The following is a 13,960-nucleotide window of genomic DNA, read 5'->3' as shown; positions in this document are numbered from 1 at the left end:
TTTATGCGGGTATATTCAATGGTTCGCGACTTCATATCAATGCGGTCACGAAAAGCTTTGTGGGCACAGTATATCCGGGCGGGAGTGGAATTGTCAAACGCCGAATTTCCAGACGATGAATTGCGCCGCGAGCAGGAATTCATCGACGGACTGTACGCGCGCGTCGACGTGCTGCGCGGCGACGCCGAGGCCGCGGTCGGGGACGCGCTCGGGCAGGGTGACAAGCCCATGCAGGCCCGGCTGGAGCGGGACATCCTGGTCGCGGAGCGGTCGGGGCTGCTCGCCGCGCTGAACGCCGTCGACGGCTCGCTCTGCTTCGGCCGGATCGATCTCGCGAGCGGTACGACCCACCACATCGGCCGGATCGGGCTGCGCGCGGACGACGCCGAGCGCACGCCGGTGCTGATCGACTGGCGCGCCGCTGTCGCCCGGCCGTTCTACCTGGCCACCGGGCACACCCCGATGGGGCTGCGGCGGCGCCGGCACATCGCCACCGAGGGCCGTACCGTCACCCGGCTGCACGACGAGATCCTGGACCTCGGCGACGCCACCCGGACCGGGCACGAGGACCACAACGGCGACGCCGTGCTGCTGGCCGCGCTGAACTCGGCGCGCACCGGCCGGATGGGCGACATCGTGCGCACCATCCAGGCCGACCAGGACCGGATCATCCGGGCGCCGCACCAGGGCGTGCTGGTCGTGGAGGGCGGCCCCGGCACCGGCAAGACCGCGGTGGCCCTGCACCGGGCGGCGTACCTCCTGTACGAGCACCGGGAGCTGCTGGCCCGCCGCGCCGTGCTGATCGTCGGCCCCAACCCGGCCTTCCTCGGCTACATCGGCGAGGTGCTGCCCTCCCTCGGCGAGACCGGTGTCCTGCTGGCCACCGTCGGCGAGCTCTTTCCCGGCGTGAAGGCGACGGCCACCGACACCCCCGAGGCGGCCGCGGTCAAGGGGCGTGCCGGCATGGCGGACGTGCTCGCCGAGGTGGTCCGCGACCGGCAGGCGCTGCCCGACCCGGTCCTCGTGATCGAGCACGACCGCGAGGTGCTGATGCTGGACGACGGCCTGGTGGGCGTCGCCCGCGAACGCGCCCGCGCCGCGAAGCTGCCGCACAACGCGGCCCGCGAGTACTTCGAGGGCCACATCCTGAACACGCTCACCGAGCTGTACGCGGAGCGGGTCGGCACCGACCCCTATGACGGGAGCAGTCTGCTCGACGCCTCCGACATCACCCAGATCCGCGACGAGCTGGCCGAGAACCCCGAAGTCTGGTCCGCCATCGACCAGTTGTGGCCCCGGATCACCCCGCAGCGGCTGGTCGCCGACTTCCTGGCCGAACCCGAGGGGTACCTGAGCGACGCGGACGCCGCCGCGATCCGCCGCCCGGTGACCCGCGCCTGGACCGTCGCCGATGTGCCGCTCCTGGACGAGGCCGCCGAACTCCTCGGCGAGGACGACCGGTCGGCCCGGCTGCGCGCCGATCGCGAACGCGAGACGCAGATCGCGTACGCGCAGGGCGTGCTGGACGTGTCGTACGCGTCGCGGACCTACGAGTTCGAGGACAAGGAGGACGGCGACCCGGACGCCTCCGAGGTGCTGTCCGCGCACGACATCATCGACGCCGAGCGGTTCGCCGAGCGGCAGGAGGAGGCGGACCACCGCAGCGCGGCGGAGCGGGCGGCGGCCGACCGGACCTGGGCGTTCGGGCACATCATCGTGGACGAGGCGCAGGAGTTGTCGCCGATGGCCTGGCGACTGCTGATGCGGCGCTGCCCGACCCGCTCCATGACCCTGGTCGGCGACCCCGCGCAGACCGCGGAGGCGGCCGGGGTCGGCTCCTGGGCCGAGATCCTCGCGCCGTATGTCGAGGACCGGTACGAGCACACGCGCCTCGGCGTCAACTACCGCACCCCCTCGGAGATCATGGACCTCGCCGCGGCCGTGGTCCGCGCCGAGCACCCGGACTTCCGGCCGCCCAGCTCGGTACGTTCCACCGGGGTACGGCCCTGGGTGCGGCGGGAGGACGACGACCTGCCCGGCGCGGTCGCCAAGGCCGCCGCCGAACTCGCACCGGTCGAGGGGCGGTTGGCGATCATCGCGCCGCGCCGGCTGCACCGCCCGATCGCCGCCCGCCTGGACGGCGTCACCGCCGGCGCCGAACCCGACCTCACCCGGCCGGTCGTCCTGCTCGACCCCCGACAGTCCAAGGGCCTGGAGTTCGACTCGGTGCTGGTGGTCGAACCGGCCGAGTACGGCACCAGCGACCTCTACGTCGCCCTGACCCGCGCCACCCAGCGCCTGGGCGTCCTGCACACCGGGAACCTGCCCGAGGCCCTGGCCCGGCAACAGGCGTAGTGCGCACGCGCCGCGCGGGCCCCGGAGAAACCCCCCTTCTCCGGGGCCCGCGCATCCCCCCCCGTGATCCCGGCCGCTCGGCGCCGATCCCTAGGCCGGTCGCAGCCACACCGTGGCCAGCGGCGGCAGGGTCAGACGGAGGGCGGCCGGGTGGCCGTGGGCGCGGCGGGGCTCCGGTTTCAGGGGGTCCGGGTGGGTGACGCCGCTGCCGCCGTAGGCGGGGGAGTCCGTGTTCAGGATCTCCGTCCAGGCGGGCACGGAGTCCGGGACGCCGATGAGGTAGTCGGGGCGGACGACGGGGGAGAAGTGGCAGACGGCGAGGAGCGGGGAGCCGGTGGCGTCCAGGCGCAGGAAGGCGAGGACGTCGTCGGCCGCCGCGTCACCGGCGACCCACTCGAAGCCCGAGGGATCGGTGTCGCGCTGCCACAGGGCCGGGGTGCCCCGGTAGCGGGCGTTCAGATCGCGGACCAGATCGCGCACGCCCCGGTGGTCGGGGGCGGCGGGGTACGAAGGGTCGAGCAGCCACCAGTCGGGCCCGGCGGCCTCGGACCACTCCGCGCCTTGGGCGAACTCTTGCCCCATGAAGAGGAGTTGCTTGCCGGGGTGGGCCCACATGAAGGCCAGGTAGGCGCGCAGGTCGGCGCGCTGCCGCCACCAGTCGCCCGGCATCTTGGACACCAGGGACCCCTTGCCGTGCACCACCTCGTCGTGGGATATCGGCAGGACGTAGTTCTCGCTGTACGCGTACACCATGGAGAAGGTCATCTCGTCGTGGTGGTACGCGCGGTGCACGGGGTCGTGCGCCATGTACTGGAGCGAGTCGTGCATCCAGCCCATGTTCCACTTCAGGCCGAAGCCCAGCCCGCCGAACCCGCTCGGACCCTGCACATGGGTCGGCCGAGTCACCCCGTCCCAGGCGGTGGACTCCTCGGCGATGGTTACCACGCCGGGACAGCGCCGGTAGACCGTGGCGTTCATCTCCTGGAGGAAGGCCACCGCGTCCAGGTTCTCCCGGCCGCCGCGCTCGTTCGGCCGCCAGCCGCCCGGCTCGCGCGAGTAGTCGAGGTAGAGCATGGAGGCCACCGCGTCCACCCGCAGCCCGTCCACATGGAACTCCTCGCACCAGTACAGGGCGTTGGCCACGAGGAAGTTGCGCACCTCGCGGCGGCCGAGGTCGAACTCCAGCGTGCCCCAGTCGGGATGCGCGGCCCGCAGCGGATCGGGGTGCTCGTACAGCGGCCGCCCGTCGAACTCGGCCAGCGCCCACGCGTCGCGCGGGAAATGGGCCGGTACCCAGTCCATCAGCACCCCGATACCGGCCTGGTGCAGCCGGTCCACCAGGTACTTGAAGTCGTCCGGGGCGCCCAGCCGGGCCGTCGGCGCGTAGAAACCGGTCACCTGGTAGCCCCAGGAGCCGCCGAAGGGGTGCTCCGCGACCGGCATCAGCTCCACATGCGTGAAGCCCATCTCCGAGACGTAAGCGGTGAGTTGGTCGGCCAGCTCGCGGTACGTCGAGCCGGGGCGCCAGGAGGGGAGGTGGACCTCGTACACCGAGAACGGCGCCTCGTGCACCGGGGTGTCGCCCCGGTGCGCCATCCACTTCGCGTCGCCCCACTCGTAGTGCGAGGCGTGCACGATCGACGAGGTGGCGGGCGGCGCCTCGGTGCGGCGGGCCAGCGGGTCGGCGCGCAGGGTGTGCGAGCCGTCCGGGCGGGTGATCTCGAACTTGTACAGCTCGCCCTCGCCGATCCCCGGCACGAACAGCTCCCAGACCCCCGAGGAGCCCAGCGACCGCATCGGGAACCCGGTGCCGTTCCAGAAGTTGAAACTCCCCGCGACCCGCACCCCGCGCGCGTTCGGCGCCCACACCGCGAACCGGGTCCCGCGCACCCCCTGGTGCGTCAGGACGTGCGCGCCGAGCGCCCGCCACAGCTCCTCGTGCCGGCCCTCGCCGATCAGATGCAGGTCCAGTTCGCCCAGGGTGGGCAGGAAACGGTAGGCGTCCGCCGTCTCGTGGACCGTGTCGCCGTACGCCACCCGCAGCCGGCTCTCCTCCGGTACGGCGTCCAGGGGGAGCAGTCCCGAGAAGAAACCGTCGCCGTCGTCGCGCAGTTCGGTGTGCGGTGTGCCGCAGACGACGGTGACCGAGCGGGCGCCCGGGCGCAGGGCGCGGTAGGCGACCCCGCCCGGCACCGGGTGGGCGCCCAGCACGGAGTGCGGGTCGTGGTGGGTCCCGGCCAGCAGCCGTGCGCGGTCCTCGGCTCCCACGGCGGGATCGGACAGGTGCTTCTTCGACGTCACGAGCGAGTCTCCCCTGGGGCGAGAGTCGGGTCAGTGAGGGTCGGACACGGCGAGGCGGCGGACCGCCGACAGCGGCACGGACAGCCAGTCGGGGCGGTGGCGGGCCTCGTACACCACCTCGTAGACGGCCTTGTCGGTCTCGAAGGCGCGCAGCAGCACCGGATCGGTGCGCGGATCGCGGCCGGACACCTCGGCGTACCCGGAGCAGTAGGCCGCCCGGCAGTCGTGCGCCCACCGTGGTGGGGCCGAACTCGCCGTGCAGGCCGCGTAGTCGAAGGAGCGGAGCATCCCCGCGATGTCCCGCGCCGTCGGCTGCGGCATCCGCCGCTCGGCGGGGGGCCTGGCCGGTTCCCCCTCGAAGTCGATCAGCGACCAGTCGCCGGACGGTGCGCGCAGGCACTGCCCGAGGTGGAGGTCGCCGTGGATGCGCTGCGCGGTCCAGGTGCGGCCGTCGGCGGCCAGCTCGCCGAGCGCGGTGTACGCCGACCGCAGCCCCGGCTCGTACGGCAGCAGCGCCGGTACGGCCTGCACCGCCGCCGCGAGGCGTTCGGTCATCCCCTCGACCAGCGGCCCGAGTTGAGCCGGGCCGAGGGTGACCGTCGGCAGGGCACGGGCCAGCGCGGTGTGCACCTCGGCGGTGGCCCGGCCCAGTGCCCGCGCCTCGGCGGTGAAGTCCTCGCCCTTGGCCAGCTCGCGCAGCGCCAGCTCCCAGCCGTCGGCGGCACCGCTCACGAAGGGCTGCAACACCGCGAGCACATAAGGCTGTTCGTCCAGCTCGGCACGGAGCCACGCGGTCGGCGCGGGCACCCGCGGGCAGCCCTCGCGGGCCAGCGCGAGCGGCAGCTCCAGATCGGGGTTGACGCCGGGGACGACCCGGCGGAACAGCTTGAGGATGAACGTATCTCCGTAGATCACCGAGGAGTTGGACTGCTCGGCGGCCAGCGGCCGGGCCACCAGATGAGGCCGGATCTCCCGGCGCGGGTCCCGCTCGAAGCGCAGCCCGCCGACGCGGGCGCCGGAGCGCAGGGCTTCCAGGAGCACTTCGGCGGGCCGGCGGTCGTACAGGGCGTCGTACACCGTGCGTCCGGCGAGCGGGCCCTGGTCCACATGGCCGATCAGCGCGGGCGCCAGCCGGGGCGGCAGCGCCTCGCGCGTGCCTATGAGGAGCTGGTAGCAGTCGCCGGGGCGCGCGGTATCCGGCGGCTGATGGACGCGCAGGAGCACGTGGTACAGACCCAACCGTTCGGTTTCGGGCAGGAGTTGGGTCACGGCCACGGGGGTGAAACCGGTGACCGGTTGGCCCTTGCCCGCGAACCAGCGCTGCCGGGGCAGCCAGGCGCGCAGCAGGGGGGCCAGTGAATCGAGGGTGGTGCTCGCCGAAGGGGTGACCGCTTCCGTCACGGGCGTCACGTCCTTTCCCCGGATCTGGTCGGGGTGTCACTGATGGGTGCCCGGACCGGGGCGGCGAAAACACACCGCCGCCCCGACGGGCGGTATTACGCCGGATCGCGCCTCAGCCGGAACCAGTAGAAGCCGTGTCCCGCCAGGGTCAGCAGATACGGCAGGTCGCCCACCGCCGGGAAGCGCACCCCGCCGAAGAGTTCCACCGGGTGCCGTCCGCGGAACCGGCTCAGGTCCAGTTCGGTGGGCTGGGCGAAGCGGGAGAAGTTGTGCACGCACAGCACCAGGTCGTCCTCGTACTCGCGCAGGAAGGCGAGCACCGCCGGGTTGGAGGACTGGAGTTCGTCGTACGAGCCGAGACCGAAGGCGGGGTTCTGCTTGCGGATCTCGATCATGCGCCGGGTCCAGTGCAGCAGCGAGGACGGCGAGGACATCGACGCCTCGACATTGGTGACCTGGTAGCCGTAGACCGGGTCCATGATCGTGGGCAGGAAGAGGCGCCCCGGATCGCTGGAGGAGAAACCGGCGTTGCGGTCGGGGGTCCACTGCATGGGGGTGCGGACGGCGTCGCGGTCGCCGAGCCAGATGTTGTCGCCCATGCCGATCTCGTCGCCGTAGTAGAGGATCGGCGAGCCGGGCAGGGAGAGCAGCAGGGCGGTGAACAGCTCGATCTGGTTGCGGTCGTTGTCGAGGAGCGGCGCGAGGCGGCGGCGGATGCCGATGTTGGCGCGCATGCGGGGGTCTTTCGCGTACTCGGCCCACATGTAGTCGCGTTCCTCGTCGGTGACCATCTCCAGGGTCAGCTCGTCGTGGTTGCGCAGGAAGATGCCCCACTGGCAACCGGACGGGATCGCGGGCGTCTTGGCGAGGATCTCGGAGACGGGGTGGCGGGACTCGCGGCGTACGGCCATGAAGATGCGCGGCATGACCGGGAAGTGGAACGCCATGTGGCATTCGTCGCCGCCGCTCGGGAAGTCCCCGAAGTAGTCGACCACGTCCTCCGGCCACTGGTTGGCCTCGGCCAGCAGCACCGTGTCCGGGTACTGGGTGTCGATCTCCTTGCGGACCCGCTTCAGGAACTGGTGGGTCGCGGGCAGGTTCTCGCAGTTGGTGCCCTCGCTCTGGTACAGGTACGGCACCGCGTCCAGCCGGAACCCGTCGATGCCGAGGTCCAACCAGAACTTCAGCGCGGAGATCATCTCCTCCTGCACCGCCGGGTTCTCGTAGTTGAGGTCCGGCTGGTGCGAGAAGAAGCGGTGCCAGTAGTACTGCTTGCGTACCGGGTCGTACGTCCAGTTGGACGCCTCGGTGTCGACGAAGATGATGCGGGCGTCCTGGTACTGCTTGTCGTCGTCGGCCCAGACGTAGTAGTCGCCGTACGGACCGTCCGGGTCCCGCCTGGACTCCTGGAACCACGGGTGCTGGTCGCTGGTGTGGTTCATGACGAAGTCGATGATCACACGCATACCGCGCTGGTGGGCGGCGTCCACGAACTCCACGAAGTCGGCGAGGTCGCCGAACTCCGGCAGTACGGCGGTGTAGTCCGAGACGTCGTAACCGCCGTCTCTCAGCGGCGACTTGAAGAACGGCGGCAGCCACAGGCAGTCCACGCCGAGCCACTGGAGGTAGTCGAGCTTGGCGGTCAGGCCCTTGAGGTCGCCGACGCCGTCGCCGTTGCTGTCCTGGAAGGAGCGGACCAGGACCTCGTAGAAGACGGCACGCTTGAACCAGTCCGGGTCCCGGTCCCGGGCGGGAGTGTCCGCGAAGGTGTCCGGGACGGGCTCATTGACGATCATATGGTGGGTGACCCTCCGATCTGCGGGTTGGACGGTCGCAGGACGGTGAGGACGTGCGCGGGGCGCCGGCCCGGTTCGAGGCGCACGTAGTTGGCCCTGCCCCAGTGGTAGGTCTCGCCGGTCAGCTCGTCGCGTACCGGCACCGACTCGTGCCAGTCCAGGCCGAGTTGCGGCATGTCCAACGAGACCGTGGCCTCCTGGGTGTGGTGCGGGTCGAGGTTGGCGACGACCAGAACCGTGTTCGATCCCGCACGCTTGGAGTAGACGATCACCGCGTCCTGGTCGGCGTGGTGGAAGTGCAGGTCACGCAGCTGCCGCAGGGCGGGGTTGCGCCTTCTGACCGCGTTGAGGCGGGTGATGAGCGGTGCGATCGTACGCCCCTCACGTGCGGCCGACTCCCAGTCCCGCGGCTGGAGTTGGTACTTCTCGGAGTCGCGGTACTCCTCGCTGCCCTCCCGCAGCGGGGTGTTCTCGCACAGCTCGTAGCCGCTGTAGATGCCCCAGGAGGGGGAGAGGGTGGCGGCGAGCACGGCCCGGACCTCGAAGGCGGGACGACCGCCGTGTTGGAGGTAGGCGTGCAGGATGTCCGGGGTGTTGGGGAAGAAGTTGGGCCGCATGTAGGCGGCCGCCTCACCGGTCAACTCGGTCAGATATTCGGTCAGTTCCTGCTTCGTGTTGCGCCAGGTGAAGTAGGTGTAGGACTGCTGGAAGCCGATCTGCGCGAGGGTGTGCATCATCGCCGGGCGGGTGAAGGCCTCCGCCAGGAAGATCACGTCCGGGTCCTTGCGGTTGATCTCGGCGATGACCCGCTCCCAGAAGACCACCGGCTTGGTGTGCGGGTTGTCCACGCGGAAGATCCGCACCCCGTGGTCCATCCAGTGCCGCAGCACCCGGACCGTCTCCGCGATCAGACCGTCCATGTCGGCGTCGAAGGCGATCGGGTAGATGTCCTGGTACTTCTTCGGCGGGTTCTCGGCGTAGGCGATCGTCCCGTCCGGGCGGTGGTGGAACCACTCCGGGTGCTTCTGCACCCAGGGGTGGTCCGGGGAGCATTGAAGCGCGAAATCGAGCGCGACCTCCAGGCCCAGCTTCCGCGCCTCGCCGACGAAGTGGTCGAAGTCCTCGATGCTGCCGAGGTCGGGGTGGATCGCGTCGTGGCCGCCCTCCGGGGAGCCGATCGCCCAGGGCACCCCCACGTCGTCCGGTCCGGCGGTGAGGCTGTTGTTGGGGCCCTTGCGGAAGGTGCCGCCGATCGGATGAACCGGCGGCAGGTAGACCACGTCGAAGCCCATCTCCGCGATCGGCCTCAACCGCCGCACCGCCGTACGGAACGTACCGTGCGGCCGCTCGGCCGTGCCCTCGCTGCGCGGGAAGAACTCGTACCAGGAGCCGTACAGCGCCCGCTCCCGCTCCACCAGCAGCGGCATCGGGTCGGACGCGGTCACCAACTCCCGCAGCGGGTAACGCTCCAGGACCTCCCGCACGGGGGGCCGTAGCGCCTGGGCGAGCCGCCAGGCGGCCGGGCGTTCCTCGTCCCGCAGGACGGCCGCCGCGTCCAGCAGCTTGCGCCGGTGCGTCTTCGGGACCCCGGCGGCGGCACGCTCGTACAGCCGGGCGCCCTCCTCCAGCACCAGTTCCGTGTCCTGGCCGGCGGGGATCTTGATCCCGGCGTGGTGCCGCCAGGTGGTGATCGGATCGGCCCAGGCCTCGACCGTATACGTCCAGCGGCCGGGCGCGCCCGCCGTGACGGTCGCGCCCCAGCGGTCGGTGCCCGGCGCCAGTTCCCGCATCGGCGTCCAGGGTCCCCGCCGGCCCCGCGGGTCGCGCAGCACCACATTGGCCGCCACCGCGTCGTGCCCCTCGCGGAACACGGTGGCCGAGACCTCGAACGACTCCCCGGTCACCGCCTTGGCGGGCCGGCGCCCGTGCTGGACCACCGGGCGCACGTCGAGGACCGGGATCCGGCCGACGGCGGTGGCCAGCCTCGATGGCGTCCGGGCGGGGGACTTGGCGCGTTTGCGGGCCGCCGCCTTCTTCGCCGCCGGCTTCCCGGCCGCCGCGGGCACGCCGCCGGAGGGTGGCGCGGCGCCCGGCGGGGACGACGACGAGGTGCGCGCGGCGGCCGAGGAGCCGCGCGCGGCGGCCGGCGGGGTGTGCGTAGCGTCCGGCGATGTGTGCGTGGCGCCTGACGGTGTGTGCGCTGCGGCTGACGAGTGGTGCGTGGCGGGCATGACCGCTCCTGTCCGCGTCAACGTGACATGACTAGGGGAGGTGGGTCCTGCGGGCGGTGCTGGTGGGTGCCTGTGGGGTGGGTACCGGTGGAGCCTTCCCATCCTTTTCGGGTGGGCAATCCGGAACTTTGTTAACTACTCGCGCGTATGTCCACCCACCAGACCGGCCCACTTGTACGGGTGCCCCCGGCCCGCCTCCCCACGCCCCGACACCCCCGCCGGTACGTCCCCACCGACGCCCCGGTAACCACTACCGTCGAAGGGACGACGAGACGTACGGCGCCGTGCGTCTCACCCCGTAACGCGCCCGCCGAGGTGGCATGTGAAGGCGATCCGTCGGTTCACCGTCCGTCCCGTTCTCCCCGAACCCCTCCGGCCGCTGAGCGAGCTGGCGCACAATCTGCGCTGGTCGTGGCATGCGGAGACGCGCGATCTGTTCCAGTCCGTCGACCCGGAGGCATGGGCCGCCGCCGGGCGCGACCCGGTGCGGCTACTGGGCCGGGTGCGGCCCGCGAGGCTCGCCGAACTCGCCGGGGACCGGCGGCTCCGGCGGCGCCTGAACGCGGTCGCCGATGACCTGGACGACTATCTGACCGGTGACCGCTGGTACCAGGCACAGCCCGAGGGACTGCCCTCCGCGGTGGCTTACTTCTCCCCGGAGTTCGGCATCACGGCCGCCCTGCCGCAGTACTCCGGGGGGCTCGGCATCCTCGCGGGCGACCATCTGAAGGCGGCCAGCGATCTCGGCGTGCCCCTCGTCGGGGTCGGGCTGCTCTACCGGCACGGCTATTTCCGGCAGACCCTGTCCCGCGACGGCTGGCAGCAGGAGCACTACCCGGTGCTCGACCCCAACGAGCTGCCCCTCACCCAGTTGGCGGAATCCGACGGAACGCCCGTCCGGGTCTGCCTCGCGCTGCCCGGCGGCCGGGTCCTGAACGCGCGGATCTGGCTGGCGCAGGTCGGCCGGGTGCCGCTGCTGCTGCTCGACTCGGACGTGGAGGAGAACGACCCCGCCGCCCGCTCCGTCACCGACCGGCTCTACGGCGGCGGCAGCGAGCACCGGCTGCTCCAGGAGATGCTGCTCGGCATAGGAGGTGTCCGGGCGGTGCGCGCGTACTGCCGGCTCACCGGACACCCCGAGCCGGAGGTGTTCCACACCAACGAGGGGCACGCGGGCTTCCTCGGCCTGGAGCGCATCGCCGAACTGTGCGCGCGGGGGCTGGACTTCGACGCCGCGCTCGAATCGGTGCGCGGGGGCACGGTGTTCACCACCCACACCCCGGTCCCGGCCGGCATCGACCGCTTCGAACGCGACCTGATCGCCCGGCACTTCGGCCCGGACGCCGAGCTGCCCCGCATCGAGACGTCCCGCGTCCTCGGGCTCGGCATGGAGACCTATCCGGGCGGCGAGCCGAACCTGTTCAACATGGCCGTGATGGGGCTCAGGCTGGCCCAGCGCGCCAACGGGGTCTCGCTGCTGCACGGACAGGTCAGCCAGGAGATGTTCGCCGGGCTGTGGCCGGGATTCGACGCCGAGGAGGTGCCGATCACCTCCGTGACCAACGGGGTGCACGCCCCCACCTGGGTGGCCCCGGAGGTGCTGCGGCTCGGCGCCCGGAAGATCGGCGCCCAGCGCGCGGAGGACGCGCTCGCCGTCGGCGGCTCCGAGCGCTGGGACTCGGTGGCGGACATCCCGGACCAGGACATCTGGGAGCTGCGCCGCACCCTGCGCGAACAGCTGGTGCTGGAGGTGCGCGAGCGGCTCGGCGCGTCCTGGCGTCAACGAGGGGCCGCCGGCGCCGAGTTGGGCTGGATCGACGGGGTGCTCGACCCGGACGTCCTCACCATCGGGTTCGCGCGGCGCGTGCCGTCGTACAAGCGGCTGACGCTGATGCTGCGCGACCCGGACCGGCTGCGGGAGCTGCTGCTGCACCCCGAGCGGCCGGTGCAGATCGTGGTGGCGGGCAAGGCGCATCCGGCCGACGACAGCGGCAAGCGGCTGGTGCAGGAGCTGGTCCGGTTCGCGGACGACCTCCGGGTGCGGCACCGGATCGTCTTCCTGCCCGACTACGGCATGGCGATGGCACAGAAGCTCTACCCCGGCTGCGACGTGTGGCTGAACAACCCGCTGCGCCCGCTGGAGGCGTGCGGCACCTCCGGGATGAAGGCGGCGCTGAACGGCTGCCTCAACCTCTCGGTGCGGGACGGCTGGTGGGACGAGTGGTTCCGGCCGGACTTCGGCTGGGCCATCCCGACCGCCGACGGCACCGGCACGGACGCCGAGCGGCGCGACGACATCGAGGCGGCCGCGCTGTACGAGCTGCTGGAGCAGCGGATCGCGCCGCGCTTCTACGAGCGCGGCCGGGGCGGGCTGCCCGACCGCTGGATCCAGATGGTCCGCCAGACCCTCACCCTGCTCGGGCCCAAGGTGCTGGCGGGCCGCATGGTCCGCGAGTACGTCGAACGGCTCTACGCCCCGGCCGCCCGCTCCCACCGCGCGCTGACCCCGGACACCGCGCGGGAACTGGCCGGGTGGAAGGCGCGGGTGCGGGACGCCTGGCACGGGGTGAGCGTCGACCACGTGGAGACGACCGAGACGACGGCCACGGCGGAACTGGGTACGACGATCGGGCTGCGGGTGCGCGTCGGGCTCGGCGCGCTCACCCCCGACGACGTCGAGGTGCAGGCGGTCTCCGGACGGGTCGACGCCCAGGACCGCATCACCGACGCCACCGTCGTCCCCCTCAAGCCGGCCGGCACCCCCGACCTGGAGGGCCGCCGCCTCTACGAGGGCCACCTCTCCCTCGACCGCACCGGCCCCTACGGCTGCACGGTCCGCATCCTCCCCACCCACCGCCTCCTCGCCTCACCGGCCGAACTGGGTGTGGTCGCCCTGCCGACGGAGGACACGGGGGAGGGGGCGGGGGTGCTGCTGCGCTGAGACCCGGCGGGGGACGGCCGCCCTACGGCGCGACCAGCCGCGCGAGTCCGGAGCGGTCGTCCCCACCGGCGGGGTCCGGGGCGTACCGCCAGCAGGTGGTCGTGGCCGGCACGAACGCCTGCAGCAGCCCGGCCACCGCGGACAGCAGGGCAGTTCACGCCGTTCGGAGCGCGGCAGGTGAGGTACATCCGGGTCGACGGGCCCGGACAGCGGCAGCCGCGGTAGGTGTCGCAACCGAAGGCGCGGTGCGCCCCCGGCAACACCGCTCAGGCCGCGGCCGCCAGCGGGACCAGCGGCGCGCGGCGGCGCCGGGCCGGGGCGAAAACGGGTGCGGTCGCGGTCATCGGTGCCGGTCGGGTCAGGGCGGACGGACGGGAGAGGGTCAGTCGGGTTCCACCCCGGCGCACAGTTTCCTCAGGACCGCTCCGCAGCGGCGGGCGTACGCGTGCTGGAAGCCGCGGGTGGCCGGGCCGGCGGCCTTGGCGTACCACTTGGCCGGTTTGCTGAAGGCGGCGACGGTGAGCCAGACCGTGCCGTCGCCGGTGCGGTCCACCAGGAAGGCTTCCTCGCCGCATTCGGGGTGGCTCTCCAGGGTGCCGTAGGCCCAGCCCGCGCGGCGGGGTTCCTCGGCGGTCCATATGATCCGGCAGGGCGCCCTGACCAGGCCCGCCAGCGTGACCGTGACGTCCACGCCGGGGGCGGCGCGGTCGGCGGTGGCGTCTATGCCCACGCCGAGCGCGCGGTGCATCTCCCAGGTGAGGACCGCCTCGGCGGCCCGCCTGAAGACCTCTTCGCCCTCGCCGAGGCGGGCGCGCACCAGCAGCGGGCGGAAGCCGGGCGGGCAGAAGGTCAGGTCGTCGTGGGTCGCTCCGACCGGTGCGTACGTGAAGGGTGCCGAGGACATGGGGCCCAAGAGTAGGGCGGCACCCGGAGGA

At 72.1% G+C, this 13,960-nt stretch carries 7 protein-coding genes; 2 read left to right on the top strand and 5 right to left on the bottom strand.

The annotated features are described in order from the left end of the window. Window positions 1-39 precede the first annotated feature (39 nt). Window positions 40-2,355 (top strand): HelD family protein, encoded by a 2,316-nt coding sequence (locus ACE4Q9_RS10380; RefSeq protein ID WP_397987169.1) that lies wholly within the window; start codon window positions 40-42, stop codon window positions 2,353-2,355. Between the two features lie 90 nt (window positions 2,356-2,445). On the opposite strand, the gene glgB is transcribed toward ACE4Q9_RS10380, so the two are convergent. The 4 genes from glgB to ACE4Q9_RS10360 form a co-directional block, all read right to left on the bottom strand. Beyond that, window positions 2,446-4,656, bottom strand: coding sequence for a 1,4-alpha-glucan branching enzyme (gene glgB / locus ACE4Q9_RS10375; protein ID WP_397983950.1), 2,211 nt, complete (start codon window positions 4,654-4,656; stop codon window positions 2,446-2,448). A 30-nt stretch (window positions 4,657-4,686) separates the two neighbouring features. After that, entirely contained in the window at window positions 4,687-6,057 is a 1,371-nt protein-coding gene (locus ACE4Q9_RS10370) for a maltokinase (protein ID WP_397983949.1), read from the bottom strand. A gap of 95 nt (window positions 6,058-6,152) precedes the next feature. Beyond that, window positions 6,153-7,853, bottom strand: a complete 1,701-nt coding sequence (treS, locus tag ACE4Q9_RS10365) for a maltose alpha-D-glucosyltransferase (protein WP_397983948.1) — start codon at window positions 7,851-7,853, stop codon at window positions 6,153-6,155. After that, window positions 7,850-10,084: an alpha-1,4-glucan--maltose-1-phosphate maltosyltransferase gene (locus tag ACE4Q9_RS10360; protein ID WP_397983947.1), complete on the bottom strand. Its 2,235-nt coding sequence runs from the start codon at window positions 10,082-10,084 to the stop codon at window positions 7,850-7,852. The genes treS and ACE4Q9_RS10360 overlap by 4 nt, the downstream gene beginning before the upstream one ends. A gap of 322 nt (window positions 10,085-10,406) precedes the next feature. On the opposite strand from ACE4Q9_RS10360, the gene glgP reads away from it, so the two are divergent. Continuing rightward, complete coding sequence (gene glgP, locus ACE4Q9_RS10355) at window positions 10,407-13,025, top strand: alpha-glucan family phosphorylase (RefSeq protein WP_397983946.1); 2,619 nt, start codon at window positions 10,407-10,409, stop codon at window positions 13,023-13,025. A 382-nt stretch (window positions 13,026-13,407) separates the two neighbouring features. Here the strand turns inward: glgP and ACE4Q9_RS10350 are convergent, their stop codons facing one another. Next, window positions 13,408-13,929: a DUF1990 domain-containing protein gene (locus ACE4Q9_RS10350; protein ID WP_397983945.1), complete on the bottom strand. Its 522-nt coding sequence runs from the start codon at window positions 13,927-13,929 to the stop codon at window positions 13,408-13,410. Window positions 13,930-13,960: the final 31 nt, after the last annotated feature.

The sequence above is a fragment of the Streptomyces sp. AM6-12 genome, from assembly GCF_044327085.1.
Taxonomy (GTDB): Bacteria; Actinomycetota; Actinomycetes; order Streptomycetales; family Streptomycetaceae; genus Streptomyces.
This window is presented reverse-complemented; position numbering and strand designations above follow the sequence as displayed.

Bases quoted from the DNA above. Each gene is read 5' to 3' on its own strand.
- ACE4Q9_RS10380 (WP_397987169.1), top strand. From the start codon at position 40: ATGCGGTCACGAAAAGCTTTGTGGGCACAGTATATCCGGGCGGGAGTG.
- treS (WP_397983948.1), bottom strand. From the start codon at position 7,853: ATGATCGTCAATGAGCCCGTCCCGGACACCTTCGCGGACACTCCCGCC.
- ACE4Q9_RS10360 (WP_397983947.1), bottom strand. From the start codon at position 10,084: ATGCCCGCCACGCACCACTCGTCAGCCGCAGCGCACACACCGTCAGGC.
- ACE4Q9_RS10350 (WP_397983945.1), bottom strand. From the start codon at position 13,929: ATGTCCTCGGCACCCTTCACGTACGCACCGGTCGGAGCGACCCACGAC.